Genomic DNA, 22499 nt, shown 5'->3' with positions numbered 1-22499 from the left:
ACTATGGATAACAGCTATAAACCGCGAGAAGTTGAAGAACAAGCCCAGCAATATTGGCAAAAGAAACAATCCTTTAATGTTTCTGAAGACTTAAATAAGGAAAAATTTTACTGCTTATCCATGTTTCCTTATCCAAGTGGCACCTTGCATATGGGGCATGTACGAAACTACACGCTTGGAGACGTCATAGCTCGCTATCAACGTGCTTTAGGTAAAAATGTCTTACAACCAATTGGTTGGGATGCTTTTGGCTTGCCTGCTGAAAATGCAGCCATTAAACATGGGATTCATCCAGCTGAATGGACCAAAAAAAATATCGCCTCAATGAAAGAGCAATTCCTGCGCTTAGGCAATGCTTATGATTGGAAACGGGAAATTGCTACCTGCGATCCCGATTACTATCGGTGGGAACAATGGTTTTTTATACAGTTATACAACAAAGGCCTCGTTTATAAAAAAAATGCCGTTGTCAATTGGGATCCGGTAGATCAAACTGTACTTGCCAATGAACAGGTCGTTGATGGCCGTGGTTGGCGTTCAGGAGCATTAGTTGAGCGTCGAGAAATCTCACAATGGTTTATCAAAATTACCGCTTATGCTGACGAATTATTAAATGATCTCGATACACTTGATGAATGGCCCGCACAAGTTAAACAAATGCAACGAAATTGGATAGGACGTTCTGAAGGCTGTGAAATTAGCTTCAAAGTACTTAACTTTCCTAAACGCTTAAAAATATACACGACCCGTCCTGACACCTTATTGGGTGTAACATACCTAGCTGTGGCCCCTGATCATCCTATTGCGAAAGAAGTAGCACAACATAAACCGGACGTGCAGGCATTTATTGATAGTTGCCAAGGTGTTCGCATGGCTGAAGCTGACATCGCTACCATGGAAAAACGTGGTATTGCAACTGGTATGACAGCCGTTCATCCAATTACCGGAGATGAAATACCTGTCTGGATTGCAAATTTTGTATTAATGCAATATGGTTCTGGCGCTGTCATGGCTGTACCAGCCCATGATCAAAGAGATTGGGAATTTGCTCAAAAATATCAATTGCCTCTGAAGGAGGTCATCCGCCCTGCAAACGGTAATACACATGATTATGCAAAATCTGCTTTTACAGATGAGGGAGTATTAATTAATTCAGGTCAGTTTGAGGGTCTATCTTCCGCTGAGGCAACAAAAGAAATTGCCAACTATCTAGAACATCATGATGCCGGCAAAATGACAATCAATTATCGTTTGCGCGACTGGGGAGTCTCTCGTCAACGTTACTGGGGAACACCAATTCCTATGATTCTCTGTGAAGAGTGTGGAATTGTTCCAGTACCCGAGGAAGATCTTCCTGTAACTCTTCCATACGATGTTCAGTTAACTGGAAGCGGTTCACCGCTGGCTCAATGCAGTGAATTCGTGCAAACACCATGTCCAAAATGCGGACAAGATGCCAGCCGGGAAACAGATACTTTTGATACTTTCGTTGAATCTTCCTGGTATTACGCTCGCTTTGCCTGTAAAGGTCAAGATAATGCCATGCTAGATGATCGTGCAAAATATTGGACGCCTGTTGATCAATACATTGGTGGTATCGAACATGCCGTCATGCATTTATTATATGCCCGTTTTTTCCACAAACTTATGCGTGATGAGGGCTTAGTTAATTCGGATGAACCATTTAAAGCATTACTCACTCAAGGTATGGTTCTCAAAGATGGCCACAAAATGTCTAAATCTTTAGGAAACGTCGTTGATCCTAATCATTTAATTGATACTTATGGTGCTGATACTGCCAGATTATTTGTAATGTTTGCCGCCCCACCTGAACAATCATTAGAGTGGTCTGATGCCGCAGTAGAAGGCGCCCATCGATTTCTTAAAAGAGTATGGGCTTTTGCCTATCAATATAAGCAACAGTTTATTGAAATAAACGATGCCATTTTATGCGGTAATGGCAATATTGATTGGCAGCATACCTCGCCTCGCTTGAAAAAATCTCGCCTGTCAGTTCACCAAATTTTGGCACAAGCAAGTAATGATTATGAGCGCCATCAATTCAATACAGTGGTTTCAGGCTGCATGAAACTTTTTAATGAATTGTCCTCATATGAAATTGAATCTGAAGATGACAAGTATTTCTTGCATTCTGGGATAAGTATTCTTCTTCGTTTACTAGCTCCTATTACTCCACATATTTGTCACCATCTGTGGCAACAGCTGGGTTTTGAGAAAGCCATTATTGACGCGTCATGGCCTAAAATAGACAAAAGTGCACTTAAGACTGACGAATTGGATTTTGTTGTACAAGTAAATGGCAAATTAAGGGCTCAATTTACTGCGAATAGCGATACCAGTGAAGAACAGTTAATTGAATTAGCCAAACAGCATGCCAATAGCTTTCTTGAAGGAAAATCAATCAAGAAAGCCGTGGTTGTTTCTCATCGCCAGTTAATTAACTTGGTTGTGAGTTAATGAAGCGGTTTTTTCTTTGTCTCGTCATTACCTTATTAGCCAGCTGCGGCTTCCACCTGCGTGGAATAGCCGACTTGCCTGGCTGGCTTAATAATATTGCCATAGTTATTCAAGATGCTCACCACGACTTACAAAATTTGCTTAAAGACCAACTGGAAGCGTATAAGATCTCTATAACAAATCCAGCCCAGGCAAATTATTTATTAATTGTTGAAAAAGATGGCTTCCATCAAGAAATTACCAATATTAGTGCCAGTACAGCACCACGACAGTACCTTCTGATTTATGATGTGCAATTCTCTTTGACACAAGCCAAAGGTAGACCACTTATTTCTTCAAGTCATGTCTTTGTAACTCGACAAATTACTATCAATAATGACAGAATCTTAGGTTCCGATGCTGAAGAAGCCTTATTAAAAAGTGAAATGCGTGCTGATGCGGCCATGCAGATAGTTAATCGCTTAAGCCAGGCTAAAGACAGCTATGCCCCTAAAAATTTAGATAATCATGCTCATTAAATACCAGGTATTGAGCTCTTACTTAACCAGACATCCCCTGCCAGCTATTTATATTTTAACTGGCCAGGATCATTTTCTTTTGACAGAAGCCGCCAAAGCAATTAAGCACACCTGGCAAAGTAAGAACATTGATACAGAAGAAACAATTATTCATGTTAGTAACCCGTCAGATTGGGCCCTTGTCGATGAGAGGGCTAATAGTTATTCATTATTTGCTTCCAATTCATTGATTGATGTTCGTTTTGAAAAACAAACCCTGGACGCTACGGGAAAAAATTTTTTTAGTTCTTATTTGCAAAATGCAAATTCCTCTTGCTTAATTCTACTTCGTGCACCCAATTTGCCTGTTAAGCAACTACAAGCCTTCACTAACCATAATCATGCTCATGTAGTCCAGATTTTTCCTCCTGATGAGATGGCTATGCAAAGTTGGATTAAAGAACAACTGCAAAAAAATGCACGCCAATTTTCGGCAGATATTCCTGCACTTATTTATCAATATACTCAAGGTAATATGCTCGCCTGTTCTCAGGCAGTGGAGAAAATTCTATTAGTAGCTGATGACGCATCATTAACAACTGAGATGGTGAAAGAGCAACTCATTGAGCAATGTAACTTTCAATTATTTGAGCTGAGTGACGCCTGTTTGTTACAAAACGCTACTAAGGTTATCCAGCACCTTCGTCATGCTCACCATAGCGGTACTGAGCCAACCTTGATTTTATGGCTATTAGCTCAAGACATTCGCCAATTAATACAACTCATTGAACTCACCGCACAGGCAATCCCATTTTCTACGGCTTGCAGTCAATTAAAAATTTGGTCACAACGTACTAAACTCTATCAATCGGCTTTAAAACGTACGCATAAAGAGCTTTTATTGACGTTACTGCAATTTTGTAAATTGACAGATGAACGTATAAAATCAACTCAAAATAGTCAGATTTGGCCAGCATTGGAAAGCATTGCTTTATCCCTTTGCTTAGGTAAACAGGTAGGTACCTTTGCGTAATTTAATTATTTATGGCGGTACATTTGACCCCATTCATAATGGTCACATTAATACCGCAATAAATGTACAAAAAAAGTTCAACTTTGACCAATTTATTTTTTTGCCATGCAAGTTGCCTGTACTTAAAGCCCAAGCGGCAGCTTCTGCGAGCCAGCGAGTTATAATGCTCGAGCTTGCTTTAAAAGAGCTAGATAAAAAATTTGTAATAAATTTATCAGAAGTTAATCGAAACTCTCCTTCTTACATGGTTGAAACGCTAAAACAATTTCGCAATGAATTGGGGCAAGCTATATCCATCACCCTTCTAATAGGGGTAGATGCTTTTATGCAACTTCCAAAATGGTACGCTTGGGAGCAATTGTTAACGCTTACTAATCTTTTAGTCATTAATAGAGCAGGCATTGACACTACAAATTTCCCTGAAGCAGTCATCAAACTTCTTAGCAGTCATCAAACCCATGAGGCTAATGCCATTCTCAACCATAGTCACGGGCTTATCTACTGTTTTAATGCAGGTAACTTTGATATCTCATCAACAGCTATTCGGAAAAAGATTGCTACAGGTGAAGCAGTCAGCGCAGATATTCCAGAAAGTGTTCTCAAATTTATTAAATCTAATAATTTATACACCACAGACTAGCTTAAATTCTATGCTTGGAATAAGGTAAGCTGGCCTGCACTAGGTATTAAGCTTAACAGTTTGAGATATCGTCCCCCCTTCGAAACAATTTATCCCATTTTTTTTGGGGTATATTGTTTATATCTTTTTTACGTCGATGGGAACCCATCAGATTAATTCTTTACTTCCTCTGAGATAGATTCCCTAAATTCACATACGAAGTGCCCGCCTGCTCGGGAAAGACAAGTCATCCTGGTTCTCCTTACCCAGTCATTCTAATTCTCCCATACTCATGTCATTCTATTCTTCATCCCAAGCGTAGCAAGTGATCTCCTGCAAGGTGAACTGTCTAATTTGTTCATTACCATTGAACGAAAAGATTGTCTTGGAAAATGAAAGAAGATTAAATCGCTACCTTAAAATTGTACTACTGCAGGGAGATCCCTCGCTACGCTCGGGATGACGTGTAAGAATCAGAGAACATAAGAGAAAGCTCCCGATGACGCGTGAGAAAGATCGTGATGATATGAAAGAAACTCAGGTAACGTGGAAGAAAGCTCGGAATGACGTGGGAGAAAACATAGCCCTGACTGTGTTGCGACAACCGGGGCACTAACCATTAGGCATCAGATAATTCAAAATCATCAGGACTCGCCAGGAAACTTTCTTTATCTGATTGTAGCTCTGTTTGTTTCTGGGGAGGATTCTGCTCGTCATTCTGCGTTTTATCCGAATGCTGAGTTTGTGAGTTACCAGGTAATTGTAATTTCTGTTTATCCAAAAATTTAACCTGGGTGATAAACTCTGGCATTTGAGCGTAAAGCCAATTAACTACAGGATCAAATTTACTATATAGCGTAGATTTTTGGGCATACTCCTCATAAGGCAAGGAAGTCATTTTAACTACAACCATGATTAAGGCAATAATAAAAACGCCACGAACAAAACCGAATCCCATACCAAGAATTCGATCCGTTCCACTTAACCCTGAACGCTTTAAAATAAAACTGAGTAGTGCATTAACGATACCGCCAGCAATTAAAATAGCGACTAAAATCAAAATAAATGCGGTAACCGTTCTTGCCGTTTTATCTTGAATATATTTCTGCAGCCAGGGATCTAAAGTTTGTGAATAGCTAAAAGCCAGCCAAATAGCTAAAATCCAAACAGCAAGTGCAATTAGCTCTTTCACAAATCCACGTATAAGACCAGTTATTACCGATAAGGCAATAACGGCAATAATTAGCAAATCAACCCAATGCCATTGCATACTTAACTAACCCCTGTAGTGACAAGGAAGCCCTTAATTTGCATCACACTGGCAAGTTGCTGTTGGAGTAATTTAGCTTGCTCTTTCGGATGACCTTGTCCCACAATTACTTTATATACTGTGCCTTGCGCAGTATTCACCCGGTTATAGCTGGCTTTATATCCTTTAGCGCGCAATTTAGATACCAATGAATCTGCATTTTGTTGTTTAGAAAAAGTAGCTAATTGAACGGCATATCGTCCCTTTGCCATAACTTTTACTACGGGCTTTTGAGCTACCTTCACGGGAACAGGCTTGCTGACTTTAGCCACAATCTTAGGTTTTGCAGGAGTAGCAGGTTTTCTATTAGCTAATTTGGTGGTTGTCACTACTTTTGTAGCAGCAGCCACTATAGTTGGTTTTTGTTTTACTGCTTTTGCCGGCTCAATTTTTGCCTTTGCAACCATAGGCTCTATAGCCGTCTTTATATCGTTTAATTGGCTGAGGGATTCTGCTTTTGCAAGCGTTGGTTTATTTGTCTCCTCAGGGACATCTGGTATTTCAACATGAGCAACTTTTACCGTTTCAAACATCTCACTCTTTTCTGGCATTGCCACCTTAGGCAGAGTTGGTTTTGGTGGTAACTTTACAGAAACACTCACATTATCATCAATGCGTTGATTAGATTTTTTGATTATTGCAGGAGCAAAAATAGCAGCTATAGATAAAATAACAGCGAGACCTATAAGCCGATGCTTTACACGCTCATCCATCACCAATTTCATCATGTCTCCTCAGTCTTGGTGGTAATCAGATACGGAAGGCAATACTTGTCCTACCGTAACAAATGAACCATAAACTATGATTAAATCACCTGTACTAGCTACATTGCAAGCAGCGCTATAAGCAAGTAAAGGATCAGAATAACAAAATGGTACTATATCATAAATATGAAAGGCTGCGTTAAATTGTTCACTTGAAGCAGCACGCTTACCAGTTAAAAGTGCGGGATACCAATGATCAACCACCTCGATTAGCGGCGCCACTAAAGCAGGAATATCCTTATCTTTCAAAGCAGAAAATATAGCATGAATTGACCCTTGCCAATGAAGATTTTTAACAAAATTGCCCAGGTAATTTGCTGCTTGCGGATTATGAGAGACATCAAATAAAGTCGTTACTTTACCTCTAACAATTTGCAATCTTCCTGACAATTCCATGTTTTTTAAAGCATTTTTTATTATTGCAGGATTTATTGGTAGCCGTGAACCTAGACAAAGTGAAGCCATAATCGCTGCTGCAATTGAATTTGAATGCAGTACAGAGTAAGGAAATTCAATCGCAATATTTTGGAAAATAAATTTTAATACTTTGTTGCTTGAATGGTAATGATAATTCACATCGTTAACATATATTGGACATTCTAAAAATTTCGCCCTGGATATAATACTTTTTGGTGGGTTTTTATCAGCATAAATGACCGGTTTGCCAGCACGTAAAATGCCTGCTTTTTCATAACCAATTGCCTCTATATTATCCCCCAAAAACTCCTGATGATCTAAATCTATAGTCGTAATAATTGCCAAATCAGGATCAATAATATTCGTAGCATCCAGGCGACCACCAAGACCAACTTCAAGAATTAAAATATCAATAGAGTGCTGTTTGAAATACCACAAAGCCGCTAGCGTGGCCATCTCAAAATAAGTTAAATCAATTGTTTTACGCGCCTCTTCTATAACACAAAAAGCCCGTGCAAGTGCTTCATCTGTAATCTGCTGTTGATTGATTTTTATTCGTTCATTAAATGAAATCAAATGAGGAGAAGTGTAACTTGCCACCCGATAACCAGCGGCGCCATAAATTGCTTCTAGAGCTGCCACAGTGGAGCCCTTCCCATTAGTACCCGCCACTGATATTACCGTTGCATTGGGACGTAACAGGTCTAGAGATTCAGCCACTTGTTTTATACGGGTCAGGCCAAGCTGAATCTCTTGCACATGACGATTTTCAAGTAAATGCAACCACTCAGTGACGGTAAACTGTTTATATTGCTTCATCAAAAATATTTGTTAAATCACGACGGGAAAGTTTTGCAACAAGTTCTGCAAGTGTATTTCGCAAATTTTTACGTTCAATAATCATGTCAATATGGCCATGTTCCAGTAAAAACTCACTACGTTGGAACCCTTCAGGTAATGTTTGTCTTACAGTTTGCTCAATGACTCGAGGACCAGCAAAGCCAATAAGAGCATTAGGCTCCGCAATAATAATATCACCAAGACTGGCAAAACTTGCCGAAACCCCGCCCATGGTAGGATCGGTTAAAACAACAATAAAAGGTAAGCCGGTCTGTTCAAAGCGCGCCAGAGCAGCCGAAGTCTTAGCCATTTGCATTAAAGAAAACAATCCTTCTTGCATACGTGCGCCCCCACTGGCTGTAAAGCAAATATAGGCGCGTTTTTCAGCAGCTGCAGCATTCACAGCGCGCACAAATTTTTCACCGACCGTGGCACCCATCGAACCACCCATAAAATTAAACTCAAATGCACTTACTACAACAGGTTGTCGTTTTAAAGTTCCTTTGACTACGAGTAATGCTTCCTTTTCTCCCGTTGATTTTTGAGCTTGACTAATTCTGTCTTTATATTTTTTTGAATCTTTGAACTTTAAACGGTCAATAGGCTCTAAATTGCCAGCAATTTCTTCTTGACCTGCTTCATCAAGAAATTGAGCCACTCGTTCTCGGGCTGTTAAACGGTGATGATGATTGCAGTTAGGGCAAACAGAGAGATTTTTAACAAGTTCGCTACGATAAAGTACTGAACTACATCCTAAGCACTTAACCCATAATCCCTCGGGTACACCCTTTTTTTGTGAGGTTTCAGTTCTAACTTTTGAAGGTAATAATTTTTTCAGCCAACTCATAACAAGAATCCACCTAGTTTTTTAAGCACGTTAGTATAACCTGAATTTAATTTAAGCGCTTGTTTTTATCGTTCTTAATCAAAAAAGTACTGAAATTGAGACGAAATGACTTAATAATTAACAACATGATAAATATGGATTTTTATTGTTGCTTTCTCTTAAAAAACCACTGCAAATACTAAAGTTTTTCTTTCTTCTTCCGATAACAGCGATGGGTTCGGTAAATTTAATAAAAAACAGAATTTATCGAAGTTAAGGTAAATCCCATATCCAGGGATTCAAGGTCGAGGAGATTTTGATCATGGCTCAAGTGATAAATACAAACGTGATGTCGCTTAATGCTCAACGTAACTTAAACGGCTCACAAAAAACAATGCAGTTAGCTATCCAGCGCCTTTCATCTGGATTGCGTATTAACAGTGCGAAGGACGACGCAGCAGGTCTTTCTATTTCTGAACGTATGACAGCCCAAGTACGTGGTATGAACCAGGCAATACGTAACGCAAATGATGGTATTTCTTTGTCTCAAACCGCAGAAGGTGCAATGCAGGAAACAACCAATATTCTACAACGTATGCGCGAACTATCATTGCAATCAGCAAACTCAACAAATAATGCAGGTGACCGCCAAGCTATCCAGGAAGAGGTCAACCAATTAAAAAGCGAGCTTGATAGAATCGCATTGAATACTGAATTTAACGGTCAACGCGTTCTGGATGGTTCTTTCTCAAGTGCCAGCTTCCAGGTAGGAGCCAATGCCAACCAAACAATTAGCTTTGCGATTAGCAGTATTAAATCCTCTTCAATAGGAGGTATTGCTCAAGAAACAGGAACTGAAGTATCAGCAGCAGCTGCAACTGATATTACTATCGCCGTTGGCGGTGGACCTGCAACTACCATTAATTCAAGTGCTGGTTTCACAGGAAACGCTGCTCAGGATGCGACTTCCGCTTATGCTAAAGCAGCTGCCATCAACAGTGCCGGTATTGCCGGGGTTTCAGTAACAGCTACCACATCAGGAACTCAAACAGTAGGTGCTATTGGTGGTACTGCAGCTGACACTTATAACTTGTCAATTAACGGCGTAGCTGTGTTTACTAACGAAGACGTAGCTACTGCGCTAACGAATACTCAACTTCGTGATGCAATTAATGGGGTTAGTAACCAAACAGGCGTTATTGCCAGCTTAAATGGTGGGGATCTAACTCTGACAGCTAGCGATGGTCGTAATATCACTGTAACTGAGAGTGGTACCGGTTTCACCGCAGGTACCGATGGTTTAACAGTAACTGGTGGAGCATTTGACGGTGCTTTACGTGGTACTCTTTCAATCAGTGCTACAGATACACTTACAATTGGTGGTACAGTCGCTACAATTGGTTTGTCTGCTTCAATTGCCAGAGACTCTAATGGTATCGATACTATCGATGTAAGTACTGCAAGTGGAGCACAATCAGCGATTTTGCGCCTGGACTCAGCCCTAAGCTCAGTAAGCTCTAACCGAGCTGCAATGGGTGCTCTGCAAAACCGTTTTGAATCTACTATTGCTAACTTACAAAACGTATCTGAAAACCTGTCTGCTGCACGAAGCCGTATTCAAGATGCTGACTTCGCCGCTGAAACAGCCAATTTGACTAAAGGACAAATTTTACAACAAGCAGGTACTGCAATGCTTGCTCAAGCTAATAGTTTGCCTCAGTCAGTATTGTCACTGCTCGGAAGATAGGGAAATAGTTAACACCATGCAGGCTAACCTGCATGGTGTGTTATTTATTTTATGCCCAATAAGATATCGGGCGTAAAGGAGGTTGTTGTCATGAACATTGAGTTGCCCAATAAGTCCAATACAGTTTCATTTGACTCGACAAATAAAGTAAGTAATGAACCAATTGAATTTAGTAAAGAGACTACTGCCCCCAATCCTGTCATAACGGCTGATACAAAATATAATGTCGACGAGGCGACTGGAATTCTGCAGGCAATTGTCACCGATAAGCTTTCAGATGAAATAATTCGCAAAATACCAGCAGACGAATATTTACAGTTACTATCCTTGATTGATGAAATGATTAGTGGTTCTATAGATGAACGGGTGTGAAGCTCGCTATTAACATCTCGATTTAATGAATAGAACCTGAATCTTAGGGGGGGTGTACTCTAAATTTTTAAAGGATTAACGATACACCATAGGCTGTTTTAACAGGAATAAGGAAATTATCGTGGCCGTAACGTCAGTAGGATCTGGACTAGATATTAAAGCCATTGTTGAAGCACTAGTAACAGCAGATATCGCGCCCGCAAAAAAAAGGCTTGATACTCAAGAGAGCAAATTTTCGACGCAGCTTTCTGCTCTTGGTCTTATAAAAAGCAGCTTGGCAAAGTTACAAACTTCCATGACAAAACTTGCTGATATTTCGCAACTTTATTCACTTAAAAGCAGCGTTAGCGATGAAACCATACTTTCAGCCAGTGTTAATGCAAATGCCACGACTGGCTCCTATCAAATTGAAGTGCAACAGCTCGCAGCCAAACAAAACCTTGCTTCTGCAGCTTTTACAAATGCCAATACAACTGTAGGTAGCGGTAGCATTACGATTGATTTTGGAACTTATAACGCTGATAACAGTGCCTTTACTGCAAACCCAGATAAAGCATCTGTCACGATTAATATTGCCCCAGGCACAGACAGCCTCGCAGCCATTCGCGATGCAATAAACAACAGTGGTTCTGGCGTTCAAGCAAGTATTATTCAGGATAGCCAAGGAGCACGACTAACATTATTAAGTCCAGAGACAGGGAAAGCAATGGCAATGAAAATTTCTGTCGTTGATAATGATAGTAATAACAATGATGCAACAGGTTTATCTGCCCTGGCCTATGATCCAACGATTGGTAATAATTCGTTGACCCAAACAGTTGCCGCTAAGGATAGTGAAATAAAAATTAATGGTCTTTTATTAACTCAAAGTACTAACCAACTAAAAGATGCTATTCCAGGAATCACTCTTGATTTAAAAAAAGCACAATCTGGTACGCTCGTAAATTTGAAAATTGAACATAATCAAGCCAGTCTAACAACAATGGTGAATGACTTTATCAAACAATATAACGACGCAATAACCACTATCAATTCATTAACGTCCTATAATGCAACCACCAAAAAAGGTGGTGTTATGCAAAGTGATGCAGGCGTTCGTGCTTTAAAACTTAATTTAAATAAACTGATTAGTGAACCAATTGGAGATAGCAGCAATACTATCCGTACCCTTGCTGATATTGGCATAAAAACCAATGAAAAAGGGCTACTGGAAATGAATACCGAGAAATTTAATGCTGCTCTTAGTGATCACTATGATGAAATTGGTGCCCTTTTTGCAAAAACAGCAACAGCGACGGATAGCAGTGTTCGTATTAAATCAGTCGGATCAAGTGTTAAAGCTGGAAGTTATGATTTAGCATTAAGTACTTTTACGCCCGGTGTTACGCTGTCTGGCACAATTGGCGGCATTAACGCCACCTCCAGTGATGGTCTTACATTGTCAGGTACCGGTGATGTTAGGGGACTTTCTTTAGAAATTTTAGCTGGAGGAACAGGTTCTAGAGGAAAAATTACGGTAACCGATGGCTTGGCCGTAAAATTTAATGATTTATTATCAAATTACCTTGACGATAAAAAGGGTGAACTTTCAACAAGAACTGATCAACTCAATAAGCGATTAGAAAAACTTGATACAGAGCGTGAGCAACTTGAAGTTAGAGCAACGATGATTTCTAAACGCTATACAAAACAATTCACAGCGCTAGATACCTTATTGGTTAAAATGCAGGGAGCAAGCGACTTTTTAAGCCAGCAGCTTGCTAATTTGCCACAATTAAACAGGAACTAACACCATGAAACCCCCGTATCAGCAAGCACTGGAACAGTATAAATCAATCGAACTGCAAACTCGCATTGAGACAGCAAGTCCACATGAGTTAATTCACTTATTATTGCAAGGTGCTCGTTCTCATATTGCTACGGCTCAGGGAAATATTCAACGCAATCAAATTAGCGAAAAAGGCGAACACATAGGCAAAACCATCAGTATTATTGAAGGTCTCAGAATCAGTCTTGACCATGAAAATGGTGGTGAAATTGCAGCAAACCTGGATAGACTTTATGAATACATCCAAAGAATTTTATTAAAAGCGAATCTTGATAACGATATTGACCTTCTTACCCAGGCAAACACCTTGTTAGCTGAAATTCATCAGGCCTGGCAAGATATTAAAGAAACGGTGACACAAGGTAATTCCTAAAATTTGCAATTTATCCTTTATTTTAATTTTATTATTTATAACTTATTGATAATAAACCATCTAATGTGTAAGTAATCAGATTTTTCCTGGAAAATTTCTTTCAAATTCAATTATCTGATTTGGCAACAGGTATTATCACGTCTAAAATTAAAGAAGAAATGGTTAATTTTTTAACATTTTCAAATGATCGGCATCTGCTAGAGATGGGAGGTTAAAGGACTCTAAAGTGCTGATGAACAAATAAGCAAAATCAGAAAAATTTTGATCGTATAAGGATATCGTAAGGAGGCAGCCATGTTGGGATGGGCATTAACTTTCTTAATTATTGCATTGATTGCCGCTGCTTTTGGATTTGGAGGAATTGCATCAGCTGCAGCAGGTATAGCAAAAATATTATTTTTCATATTTCTGGTAATATTTGTTGTCTTGCTAATTATGGGATTAGTGGGCCGAGGTCCTCCACCCCCCGTTTAAGCTTAAGACATTTCTAGTGCAAGGCTTCTGTATTATTACGAAGCCTTGCTTCAATTTTTTAAAATCTACCCTCAACAACAAAATGTAAAGTTTTTTTACTTCATGCCGTTAAAAGGATTACCAATGAAATAAATGGGATCATCATGAAGAAAAGTATAATGATAATAATAATGATGGTTGTCCTATCCCCAGCAGCTTGGTCCTATACTCGCTACGGTGAAATGCTGTGTACTAATCCAGACTTTTTTTGCATTAAAATCAAAGCAGGACAATCCTGGAGTAATTTATTTCCTAATAATGAATCCAGGGATATTGTAAGGCGTATTAATCGTATGAATATTCGCCTTCGCCCAGGAATGGTCATCGCTGTCCCCAAAAACCTTGATCGAATAACTATATATGATGTAGCCCCCTTCCCCCGTTACATTGAATCAGACGGAGAAAAAACCATTTATGTTGATCAGGAGAAACTGGCTTGGGGAGCTTACGATGAAGACGGTGAACTGCTATGGTGGGGACCTATTTCATCCGGTGCTGATAAATGTGGGGTAACCGGAGGCTGTGCCACCCCCACAGGCTCTTATCGGATCATTCGTAAACAGGATATCGATTGCATTTCCACTGCGTTCCCTAGACGAGCTGACGGTAATAATGGTGGAGCAGAAATGCCATTTTGCATGCATTTTTTCCGTGGCTACGCCCTTCATGGCAGTCAAGAAGTACCAGGTTATCGTGCCAGTCATGGCTGCATACGCCTTTTTACCGAAGATGCACGTTGGTTAAATGAAGAATTTGTTGATATTCCCGGAGGCGGAATAGCAGGAACGAGAGTGATTATTGGCGGACTTAATGATAGTCAACAAACAAGTGCTGACAACTCCCAAGATTAACCAAAGGCTAGGCTATCACTTCTTTGTCAGTGTTGTTTCAAATGGCGTGGGCTTTTTGTAGGTATTATCTATTATGGGGCTAAGCGTAGATGGTGGAGCATTATTATTTTCTATTCTAGAAGGTTCCTTCGCTACCTCGTCGCTTGTAACTAACTTTGAGCGTCCTCCCAAATTATTAAGAATGGTGGATGGAGAAAAAACCTGACGTTTTGCAGCAATTCGGTCATATAAATCATATAAGTTAAACAGCCGCCCATCTTTTAAAGCAGGATAATCACGTAAATTTACCTTTGGTCCTCCATTTAACTCATCAAGCAAGGCTTGCGCGGCTTCTTTTTTTTCATCTTTTGAAAAACCAACATTAAGTTTATTGTGATAATCTTTCTCTGTGTCTCTCGTATTTATATAAGTTTCAAGTGCCTTGCTAAGAAACGCAAATTGAACATCGGGTTTACATTTATCTATTTCCTGTAGTAGAGGAGAATTAGCACTAATATCAGCTATTGATAGTTCAGTTCGCGGTAACAACAGGGGAATTAAAAGAGTATGCCCTGCCCTACAGGCGGTGATTAATGGGGTTTCTCCACCAGTGGTTCTAAAGTTACAATCAATATCAGGCTTCTTAAGTAATTTCTCCACTATTTCGCGATTACCCTGCAAACAAGCTATATGCAAGGGATTTGTGGCGTTATTAAGTGGAGCACAGTTTGCTCCTTTCTCTAAAAGCATATTCACTAAATTGGCATTCCCGCTCTGAATAGCGGCCATTAAGGGAGGAGGCGTTCCTTCGTTTATATCAGCACCATTTTCAAGAAATAATGCAGCCATTTTTTCATTGCCGGCTCTGCATACATGATAGAGGGCTGTGCAACCAAGGCTATCAGAAGCATTAATATTTTCGCCTAGCTCAACTAGCTTATGAAAGTAACTAACAGCCGCATCACTTTGGTTAAAAGCAAATATAGTAAAAAGAGAGTTACCTGATGCTCGAGCATCAGAACCAAAACGGGGATGCTGCGATAACTTATCAATAATATCAAAATGCCCATTTGCTGCTGCCATCACTAATGAATGACTCCCTCGCACATCTAATTTGGCAGAAGCCTTGGGATCATTTAGAAAAAAATCAACCGTATCACCTGCACCATGAAAGCAGGCTAAGTCAAAAGGACCACTACCTTTTGCATCCTTCTGATTAACATCAAGACTATCAAAATCCAATCGCCTCAAATTTGTCACATCATTATAAACGGCAGCATGATGCATGACTGTTCTACCATCAGCATCCGGGGTTAATTTATTAATAGGCGCTGTTTTCTTAAGACCCTCAAGGTTTATCGGATTGTTTCCATTAGTAAAAATAGAGGTTTTTAATACCAGTGGCTTTTTGCCAGTTAAAAAACTATGCCAGGGTGCCTCATTCCAATAACTGCTATTATTTAATTTTTTAGCCAGTTCTGTGCTATTAAAAATCCTCCCATATTCATCCATGTGGTTTGTATCCATTAATTTGAATTGATTCTTACCAACTATCTGCACACTCACAGCATGGCTATTAGCAGCAAGCATAACACTTGTATTAGATGGATTTGGTGATTGACTTAATTGCTGACTGATTTCATCTAAATGCGCCGCTAAACTTTGCACGCTATACTGATCAGAGGTATGGAATGCCTGCACCAAACCCCCACTCTCCTCCAGTCTTTGCGATTGGAAATGCGCAGATACCTCTTCTACTTTGGGTTGCTGCAACTTTTTACCGAAGAGCTGTGGGAAACGATCAGGATATTGATAAGCAGAAACTCCTTCAAAAAATGCAGGAATCTCTAGAAGTATCCTTTGCTCTGAAGTTAAATTTTTAGAATTATATTGATTCCTTTGTCCTTGGACATAAGCTCTAACTTCATCAACCTTTTCCTTAAGCTTTTCAGGGGCATTTGCAAACTTTTCAAGAAACGCCAACCTTTCGAGAAAGCTATCTAATTCACTGTGTTTCTCATCCTGGTACGACTGACTGCAAGCAGCCTGAGCCCACATGGATGAAAAACCATGACACATCCCTTTTTCGGAAATGTCTTTATAGCCCAAAGTGTGGGCGATACGCATTAATTGATAATGGTGCATCTTCTTGCTAAATCACATCTTTCTTAAAGATATAGACCAAGCAGGTATTTGTCGCCACCAAAAGCACAGATTATTCTTTATTTAACCAATTTTGCGGTAACAACCCGTAGGTTAGAAACCATTTATGTTCAAATCTTATGAATTAGCTTTTGTCACTTCTTCACATCATTACAAAGTGTAGTATCGTTATTTATATATCATCCCGGCGTTATTCATAGTGTCATTCCCGCGTAGGCGGGAATCTAATCTGTCAGCGCGGTGATCACTCTCTTTCACTGGAATAAGTCACTGGTTCGTTAAAGAAGCAAGAAATGTTTCAACTTCCTTAGGCGATAACTCCATAAAATTACCACGGGCCAAAAACCGCGGCATACTTAAATTCCCATATCGGATACGAATTAGTCGACTGACTTCAACACCTTGAGATTGCCACAGTCTCCTCACTTCACGATTACGTCCTTCAGTAAGCGTTACATGGTACCAGGAATTAGTACCTTCCCCCCCTCTAGATTCAATGTGCTTAAACTGAGCCATACCATCCTCCAACTCTACGCCCTTTAACATGGCCTTTATTGACTCCTGAGAGACTTGTCCATGAACTCGTACAGCATATTCTCGTTCCAAACCAAATTTGGGGTGCATCAACCGGTTGGCCAACTCACCATTATTAGTAAAAATTAATAAACCTGAAGTATTAATATCCAGACGTCCCACTTGAACCCAGCGTCCCTGTTTGAGATAAGGCAAGCGATCAAAGACAGTTTTGTTGTGTTTAGGATCTTGTCGGCTTGAAATTTCGCCAACTGGCTTGTGATACATCAAAATTCTTGTTTTCTCTTGCGATTTTAAGGGATTTGCAATCAAACGTCCCTTGACACTTATTTTATCATGGACGCCGGCCACATCGCCTAATTTAGCAACAGATCCGTTTAGCTGAATTAATCCTTGCTCAATCCAACGTTCCATTTCTCGCCTCGAACCAAATCCTGCCTGGCTTAACAATTTTTGTAATCGTTCTTTCATTCTTCTATACACTCTTCTTCTAATACTTGATCTAAAACTTCTATGTTAGAAGCTACTAAAGAATCACTAATTTCAAGCAGCGCTGGTAACTCATTGAGACTTTGTAGATTAAAATAGTCTAGAAAGGTTTTAGTAGTTACATAAACAGCAGGTTTTCCTGGTACATCTCGATGACCTGCAACACGGATCCATTCTCTTTCAAGTAAAGTTTTTAAAATAGGGCTACTAACAGCAACGCCCCGAATATCCTCAATATCAGCACGAGTAACTGGTTGTCTGTAAGCAATAATCGCCAAAGTTTCAAGCAATGCTCGAGAATATTTAGCTGGTTTTTCAACATACAAACGACTTACCCAGTTACTGTATTTTGCTTTTGTTTGTAAACAATAGCCACTTGCCAGCAATTTTAACTCTATTGCAGTCTCAGCATAGTCTCTTGCCAGCTCTGCCAAAGCTTCTCGAAGCTGCTCATAACTTGGTTTTTCCCATTCTTCAAAAACTGCTTGCAACTTCTCAAGTGTTAACGGTTCACTTGTGTGCATTAGTAGCGCTTCGACAATTCTTTTAAGGTCAGTTTCATTCATGATGTGCCGCCTGTAAGTGAATGAATGTGAAAGCACTAGCTTGTGTGATGATTAATAGTGACTGCCTGGCTAACTCCAAAATAGCCAATAGTGTAACAGCCAACCCCATCCGCCCTTCTTCACGTTTAAATAATTGTTCGAATGATAGGTTTTTTTCTTGATGCAAGCGCTCAAGCACAAAAGCCATGCGCTCACGAACTGATAAGGGTTCACGAGTAATTTGATGACGGCTTAAATGACTTTGACGTTTCATTAAATCACGCATAACTTCTGTTAACACGTTTAACTCCACATCTGGATGAAGGACTGGACTTTCAATTTTTTCTGATACAATTGAGAACCAAAAAACATCACGTTCACACCGCGGTAAATTATCAAGCGATACTGCTGCATTTTTCATCTGCTCGTATTCTTGTAACTTCCTTACCAAGGCAGCTCTCGGATCTTCTTCAATTTCATCTTCAGACTGCGGTGCAGGGGGCAATAAGAGTCTTGATTTTATTTCAGCAAGCATCGCTGCCATCACTAAATATTCCGCCGCCAACTCAAGGCGATGCTCTTCCATGAGGTGAATATACTGCATATATTGTTGCGTAATAAGAGCAATCGGAATGTCCAGAATATCAATATTCTGCTTTCGAATAAGGTAAAGTAATAAATCCAAGGGTCCTGAGAATGAATCGAGTAAAACCTCAAGAGCATCTGGCGGAATGAATAAATCACCAGGAACCTCAGTAAATGGCTGCCCAGCAACAATTGCTAATACAGCAGCAGGTTCTGTCGATTCTGGTAAGAGAACATTCATTAATAGTCCAAACCCATCACTTCGCGAACATCACCTAATGTTTTGTTCGCTTCTTCTCTTGCAGCCTCACTTCCTTCCGCCACAATACGTTTGACTGACCCCAAATCAGCTTCGTAATCTTTGATAGCAGCCTGAATAGGTTTTAACTCTTGTTGAATGGCATCAACAATAGGGCGTTTACAATCAATGCATCCAATGCCAGCAGTACGACAACCTGTTTGTACCCAATCTTTTACTGACTCAGAAGAATAAATCTTATGAAGTTGCCATACAGGACATTTTTCTGGCTCACCTGGATCGGTTCTTTTAACCCGAGCTGGATCTGTAGGCATCGTTAGAATTTTCTTTTCAACCTGTACTGGCTCTTCTCGCAAGCTAATGGTGTTATTGTAAGATTTCGACATCTTCTGCCCATCGACCCCAGGCATTTTCGATGTTTCGGTAAGCATAGGCTGTGGTTCAGGCAGAATTATTTTTCCAGAACCATCGAGATAACCTAATAATCGCTCTTTATCGCCAATAGAAAGATTGTGTTGGTTAGCAAGTAAAGCCTTAGCGGTATTCAACGACTCATGGCAGCCATCCTGTTGAAATTGCCGACGTAACTCACTATATAATTTTCCATTTTTCTTGCCCATTTTCTTGATAGCTTCAAGAGCTAAGGATTCAAAATTGGGCTCACGGCCATAAATAAAATTGAAACGACGAGCGATTTCTCGCGTTAACTCAATGTGAGGAACCTGGTCTTCACCAACGGGCACATAATCTGCTTTATAGAGTAAAACATCAGCACTTTGCAGGAGAGGATAGCCCAGGAATCCATAGGTTGATAAATCCTTATCATGCAATTTATCTTGCTGATCTTTATAAGTTGGCACGCGTTCCAACCATCCTAAAGGGGTAATCATAGAAAGTAAGAGATGCAACTCGGCATGCTCAGGAACCCAGGATTGAATGAAAACTTTTGATAAGCTTGGGTTAATGCCACAAGCAAGCCAATCTATCACCATATCCCATAAAATTGTCTCGATAAAACCTGGCTCGTCGTAGCGTGTTGTAAGCCCGTGCCAATCAGCAACAAAAAAATAACAATCGTATTGATGCTGCAATTTGAGCCAATTTTTAAGCACACCATGAAAATGACCTAAATGTAAACGACCACTTGCTCGCATACCTGACACTACACGCTTACTCGCACTAAATATGGCTGACATCAAAATCCTTACTTATTAAAAATTACAAATTCTCAGGCCATTATAATGGGCAACCGAGATAAACAAAATTATTACTTAAACGGTTCAGGGTCACCCTTACCTTCACGAAGAATAACTGGATACTCTCCAGTTAAATCAACGACGGTTGTCGGTTCATGACCACAATTACCCCCATCTATGATTAAATCAATTTGATTTCCCAATAAATCTCTAATGGCTTCAGGCTCACTTAAAGGTGCCGCAGCCCCAGGTAAAATTAGAGTAGTACTCATTAGTGGTGCCTCGAGGCACTCTAATAATGCCAAGGTAATATTATTTTCTGGCACCCTCAAACCTAATGTTTTTCGCTTAGGATGCAACATTAACCTTGGAACCTCATGTGTGGCCGTTAATATAAACGTGTAGGATCCAGGGGTAAATGCTTTAAGCAGACGGAAAATTGCATTAGAAACTCTGGCATAGGTTCCTAATTGAGATAAATCTCGGCAAACCAATGTCATGTTATGGTTTTTGTCCAATTGGCGCAAACGTCTAATTCGTTCCAAGGCTGATTTATTACCTAGTTTACATCCCAATGCATAGCCTGAATCGGTTGGATAGACTATTAATCCACCATCTTGAATAATAGCTGCAGCCTGGCGTAAAAGGCGTGCCTGAGGGTTGTCGGGATGAATTGCAAAAAACTGACTCATAAAAGTCCCCTGTTAAATGTTCCATTGATGCCATATTGGCATACAGTTTACCGGGAGTTGTTGCTGTCTTCCAAGAGGAATGCGAGACAATGTATCGCCATGATAATCTGAACCGGTGGATCCCAAAAGCTGAAAACGATGACAAAGACCCGTCATCTCTTGAATTTGGAGTGAATTTACTTCTCCTGAAACAACTTCAAGTCCACTACCACCTGCTTCTTTGAATGCAACAATTAATTCCTGTAACCGCGTTCTCGTCAAAGAATACTTCAAAGGATGAGCTAAAACAGCCTGGCCCTCGGCTTGAATAATCCCTAAAACCGCTTCACTAAGAGTAAGCCATGGTGTACGTACGTAAGCAGGTCGTCCTCTTCCTAAAAAACGTTTAAATGCTGCTTGAAAATCACCTGTTATTCCTTCATTAACAAATACCTTCGCAAAATGAGGTCGCCCCACTCGTTCATGACCAGCAATTTCACATGCTTTAGTATAAGCATTCTGAACTCCACAAGACTTCATTAGCTCGCCAATTTGTCTCGCTCGGACAATGCGACTTTGGTTTTGCTGCTCTATTAATGCCTGAATTTCTTCATTATCAGGATCAATATTTAATCCAAGAATGTGAATGTCATATTTTTTCCAGCTTGCACTGAACTCTATGCCATTAATAATACGAATAGAGGACTGACCTGCAGCGTGATGAAGCGGTTTAAGCCCAGCGGTAGTATCGTGATCTGTTAGGGCGAGCACTTTAATACCAGACTTAATTGCTTTATCCAATAGCTCAGCAGGAGTTAACACCCCATCGGAAAAATTACTATGGCAATGTAAATCAATCATAGGCAGGAAATAATAATGATAGTCAAATGAATTATAAAATAAACGTATTGGTTATAGTATACTCGATTAATGAGGATAATTGCATTGAATATTTCCTAATCAGATGGGACAAATTGCTATTTTTATTGATTTTTTATTTTTTTGCGCTTATCTTTGCGCCCTTTTACCTATAAGAATTCTATGAAAATTGTATTAGTTGATGATAACCCTCTTCTGCGAAAAACCATGCGAAACCTGTTAGTTAAATTGCCTTGCGAGGTAAAGGAGTTTAGCTCCGGAGAAGAAGCAATTACGTATCTAATCGATTCTAACTTTAGTTATGATTTGGTTATTTTAGATGGTAATCTAGCCTCCCCTTATTTATCTGAAAAAACCAAACCCTGTAATGGTCCTGACGTAGCTGAGGCCATATTAAAATATAACAAAGACATACCCATTGTAGTCTGGACAGATGATCCAATGATGATTACAGCATTTCAAGAGAAATTTGACGCCCACAACAAGGGTCCCATCCTTAAACTAAAGAAGCCTATTGAACCAGCAAATTTAAAAGAAGTATTAATGCCGTTCATTGAAGCTGTCGCGCAGGAAACAGAAGACCGCCCTTCTGTAAGACCACGCTCTTTCACTTCACCCGGCTTCTAGGGAAGGCATCTTGCGAAATAACAGATTTATGGACTATTCTTAAGGTATCACTAATTAATGGTTTTTATATAAGCATTGAGCAGTAAATTACGGAATGAAAAGCTG

The 22499-nt window shown here is 39.8% G+C and carries 21 protein-coding genes and 1 pseudogene; 11 read left to right on the top strand and 11 right to left on the bottom strand.

Features of this window, described 5'->3' with window-relative positions; translation table 11 throughout:
• The first annotated feature begins 3 nt into the window (after positions 1-3).
• From leuS to nadD, 4 genes are read left to right on the top strand one after another with little or no spacing between them, the layout of a single operon-like run.
• Positions 4-2478, top strand: a complete 2475-nt coding sequence (leuS, locus tag PXX05_RS05075) for a leucine--tRNA ligase (RefSeq protein WP_275089979.1) — start codon at positions 4-6, stop codon at positions 2476-2478.
• Positions 2478-2996, top strand: coding sequence for an LPS-assembly lipoprotein LptE (locus PXX05_RS05070; protein ID WP_275089978.1), 519 nt, complete (start codon positions 2478-2480; stop codon positions 2994-2996). The genes leuS and PXX05_RS05070 overlap by 1 nt, the downstream gene beginning before the upstream one ends.
• Positions 2986-4008 carry a DNA polymerase III subunit delta gene (holA, locus tag PXX05_RS05065; protein WP_275089977.1) on the top strand — a complete coding sequence of 341 codons (1023 nt, stop codon included), beginning with the start codon at positions 2986-2988 and terminating at the stop codon, positions 4006-4008. Before PXX05_RS05070 ends, holA begins: the two co-directional genes overlap by 11 nt.
• A complete protein-coding gene (nadD, locus tag PXX05_RS05060; RefSeq protein ID WP_275089976.1) occupies positions 4001-4648 on the top strand; it encodes a nicotinate-nucleotide adenylyltransferase in 648 nt (215 codons plus the stop codon). The genes holA and nadD overlap by 8 nt, the downstream gene beginning before the upstream one ends.
• 751 nt (positions 4649-5399) lie before the next feature.
• On the opposite strand, the pseudogene PXX05_RS05055 reads toward nadD, so the two are convergent.
• The 4 genes and pseudogenes from PXX05_RS05055 to accD form a co-directional block, all read right to left on the bottom strand.
• Positions 5400-5897: pseudogene (locus PXX05_RS05055) on the bottom strand (CvpA family protein); the annotation flags it as partial.
• Between the two features lie 2 nt (positions 5898-5899).
• On the bottom strand, positions 5900-6664 hold the full coding sequence (locus PXX05_RS05050) for an SPOR domain-containing protein (RefSeq protein WP_275089974.1): 765 nt from the start codon (positions 6662-6664) through the stop codon (positions 5900-5902).
• A 6-nt stretch (positions 6665-6670) separates the two neighbouring features.
• Positions 6671-7936 (bottom strand): bifunctional tetrahydrofolate synthase/dihydrofolate synthase, encoded by a 1266-nt coding sequence (gene folC, locus PXX05_RS05045; protein WP_338034428.1) that lies wholly within the window; start codon positions 7934-7936, stop codon positions 6671-6673.
• Entirely contained in the window at positions 7923-8804 is an 882-nt protein-coding gene (accD, locus tag PXX05_RS05040) for an acetyl-CoA carboxylase, carboxyltransferase subunit beta (RefSeq protein ID WP_275089972.1), read from the bottom strand. Before accD ends, folC begins: the two co-directional genes overlap by 14 nt.
• A gap of 301 nt (positions 8805-9105) precedes the next feature.
• Between accD and PXX05_RS05035 the strand changes: the two genes are divergently transcribed.
• From PXX05_RS05035 to PXX05_RS05010, 6 genes are all read left to right on the top strand, one after another.
• On the top strand, positions 9106-10530 hold the full coding sequence (locus tag PXX05_RS05035; RefSeq protein WP_275089971.1) for a flagellin N-terminal helical domain-containing protein: 1425 nt from the start codon (positions 9106-9108) through the stop codon (positions 10528-10530).
• Positions 10531-10620: 90 nt separating this feature from the next.
• Positions 10621-10902 (top strand): flagellar protein FlaG, encoded by a 282-nt coding sequence (locus tag PXX05_RS05030; RefSeq protein WP_275089970.1) that lies wholly within the window; start codon positions 10621-10623, stop codon positions 10900-10902.
• 121 nt (positions 10903-11023) lie between these two features.
• Positions 11024-12691 carry a flagellar filament capping protein FliD gene (fliD, locus tag PXX05_RS05025; protein ID WP_275089969.1) on the top strand — a complete coding sequence of 556 codons (1668 nt, stop codon included), beginning with the start codon at positions 11024-11026 and terminating at the stop codon, positions 12689-12691.
• A gap of 4 nt (positions 12692-12695) precedes the next feature.
• A complete protein-coding gene (gene fliS / locus PXX05_RS05020) occupies positions 12696-13103 on the top strand; it encodes a flagellar export chaperone FliS (protein WP_275089968.1) in 408 nt (135 codons plus the stop codon).
• 294 nt (positions 13104-13397) lie between these two features.
• Entirely contained in the window at positions 13398-13577 is a 180-nt protein-coding gene (locus PXX05_RS05015) for a DUF1328 domain-containing protein (RefSeq protein WP_275089967.1), read from the top strand.
• A 143-nt stretch (positions 13578-13720) separates the two neighbouring features.
• Complete coding sequence (locus PXX05_RS05010) at positions 13721-14467, top strand: L,D-transpeptidase (RefSeq protein ID WP_275089966.1); 747 nt, start codon at positions 13721-13723, stop codon at positions 14465-14467.
• A gap of 15 nt (positions 14468-14482) precedes the next feature.
• Here the strand turns inward: PXX05_RS05010 and PXX05_RS05005 are convergent, their stop codons facing one another.
• From PXX05_RS05005 to PXX05_RS04975, 7 genes are all read right to left on the bottom strand, one after another.
• Positions 14483-16591, bottom strand: a complete 2109-nt coding sequence (locus PXX05_RS05005; RefSeq protein WP_275089965.1) for an ankyrin repeat domain-containing protein — start codon at positions 16589-16591, stop codon at positions 14483-14485.
• Between the two features lie 285 nt (positions 16592-16876).
• Positions 16877-17614: a 23S rRNA pseudouridine(2605) synthase RluB gene (gene rluB / locus PXX05_RS05000; RefSeq protein ID WP_275089964.1), complete on the bottom strand. Its 738-nt coding sequence runs from the start codon at positions 17612-17614 to the stop codon at positions 16877-16879.
• A complete protein-coding gene (gene scpB / locus PXX05_RS04995) occupies positions 17611-18198 on the bottom strand; it encodes an SMC-Scp complex subunit ScpB (RefSeq protein WP_275089963.1) in 588 nt (195 codons plus the stop codon). The genes rluB and scpB overlap by 4 nt, the downstream gene beginning before the upstream one ends.
• Positions 18191-19003, bottom strand: coding sequence for a segregation and condensation protein A (locus PXX05_RS04990; protein WP_275089962.1), 813 nt, complete (start codon positions 19001-19003; stop codon positions 18191-18193). The genes scpB and PXX05_RS04990 overlap by 8 nt, the downstream gene beginning before the upstream one ends.
• Entirely contained in the window at positions 19003-20217 is a 1215-nt protein-coding gene (locus PXX05_RS04985) for a tryptophan--tRNA ligase (protein WP_275089961.1), read from the bottom strand. Before PXX05_RS04985 ends, PXX05_RS04990 begins: the two co-directional genes overlap by 1 nt.
• 71 nt (positions 20218-20288) lie before the next feature.
• Positions 20289-20909: an L-threonylcarbamoyladenylate synthase gene (locus tag PXX05_RS04980; RefSeq protein ID WP_275089960.1), complete on the bottom strand. Its 621-nt coding sequence runs from the start codon at positions 20907-20909 to the stop codon at positions 20289-20291.
• A 12-nt stretch (positions 20910-20921) separates the two neighbouring features.
• Positions 20922-21749, bottom strand: coding sequence for a PHP domain-containing protein (locus tag PXX05_RS04975; RefSeq protein ID WP_275089959.1), 828 nt, complete (start codon positions 21747-21749; stop codon positions 20922-20924).
• A 180-nt stretch (positions 21750-21929) separates the two neighbouring features.
• Between PXX05_RS04975 and PXX05_RS04970 the strand changes: the two genes are divergently transcribed.
• A complete protein-coding gene (locus PXX05_RS04970) occupies positions 21930-22394 on the top strand; it encodes a response regulator (protein ID WP_275089958.1) in 465 nt (154 codons plus the stop codon).
• Positions 22395-22499: the final 105 nt, after the last annotated feature.

Origin of the sequence: Legionella cardiaca (assembly GCF_029026145.1) — a bacterium.
Lineage (GTDB): Bacteria > Pseudomonadota > Gammaproteobacteria > Legionellales > Legionellaceae > Tatlockia > Tatlockia cardiaca.
The sequence above is the reverse complement of the archived record's forward strand: the minus strand, read 5'-3'. Positions and strand labels throughout refer to the sequence as shown.

Coding starts and splice junctions, on each gene's coding strand:
- PXX05_RS05010 (WP_275089966.1), top strand. CDS start 13,721: ATGAAGAAAAGTATAATGATAATAATAATGATGGTTGTCCTATCCCCA.
- folC (WP_338034428.1), bottom strand. CDS start 7,936: ATGAAGCAATATAAACAGTTTACCGTCACTGAGTGGTTGCATTTACTT.
- PXX05_RS04975 (WP_275089959.1), bottom strand. CDS start 21,749: ATGATTGATTTACATTGCCATAGTAATTTTTCCGATGGGGTGTTAACT.
- holA (WP_275089977.1), top strand. CDS start 2,986: ATGCTCATTAAATACCAGGTATTGAGCTCTTACTTAACCAGACATCCC.
- PXX05_RS04990 (WP_275089962.1), bottom strand. CDS start 19,003: ATGAATGTTCTCTTACCAGAATCGACAGAACCTGCTGCTGTATTAGCA.
- PXX05_RS04985 (WP_275089961.1), bottom strand. CDS start 20,217: ATGTCAGCCATATTTAGTGCGAGTAAGCGTGTAGTGTCAGGTATGCGA.
- fliS (WP_275089968.1), top strand. CDS start 12,696: ATGAAACCCCCGTATCAGCAAGCACTGGAACAGTATAAATCAATCGAA.
- PXX05_RS05070 (WP_275089978.1), top strand. CDS start 2,478: ATGAAGCGGTTTTTTCTTTGTCTCGTCATTACCTTATTAGCCAGCTGC.
- PXX05_RS05015 (WP_275089967.1), top strand. CDS start 13,398: ATGTTGGGATGGGCATTAACTTTCTTAATTATTGCATTGATTGCCGCT.
- PXX05_RS04980 (WP_275089960.1), bottom strand. CDS start 20,909: ATGAGTCAGTTTTTTGCAATTCATCCCGACAACCCTCAGGCACGCCTT.
- accD (WP_275089972.1), bottom strand. CDS start 8,804: ATGAGTTGGCTGAAAAAATTATTACCTTCAAAAGTTAGAACTGAAACC.
- scpB (WP_275089963.1), bottom strand. CDS start 18,198: ATGAATGAAACTGACCTTAAAAGAATTGTCGAAGCGCTACTAATGCAC.
- PXX05_RS05035 (WP_275089971.1), top strand. CDS start 9,106: ATGGCTCAAGTGATAAATACAAACGTGATGTCGCTTAATGCTCAACGT.
- leuS (WP_275089979.1), top strand. CDS start 4: ATGGATAACAGCTATAAACCGCGAGAAGTTGAAGAACAAGCCCAGCAA.
- PXX05_RS05030 (WP_275089970.1), top strand. CDS start 10,621: ATGAACATTGAGTTGCCCAATAAGTCCAATACAGTTTCATTTGACTCG.
- PXX05_RS05050 (WP_275089974.1), bottom strand. CDS start 6,664: ATGATGAAATTGGTGATGGATGAGCGTGTAAAGCATCGGCTTATAGGT.
- PXX05_RS05005 (WP_275089965.1), bottom strand. CDS start 16,591: ATGCACCATTATCAATTAATGCGTATCGCCCACACTTTGGGCTATAAA.
- rluB (WP_275089964.1), bottom strand. CDS start 17,614: ATGAAAGAACGATTACAAAAATTGTTAAGCCAGGCAGGATTTGGTTCG.
- PXX05_RS04970 (WP_275089958.1), top strand. CDS start 21,930: ATGAAAATTGTATTAGTTGATGATAACCCTCTTCTGCGAAAAACCATG.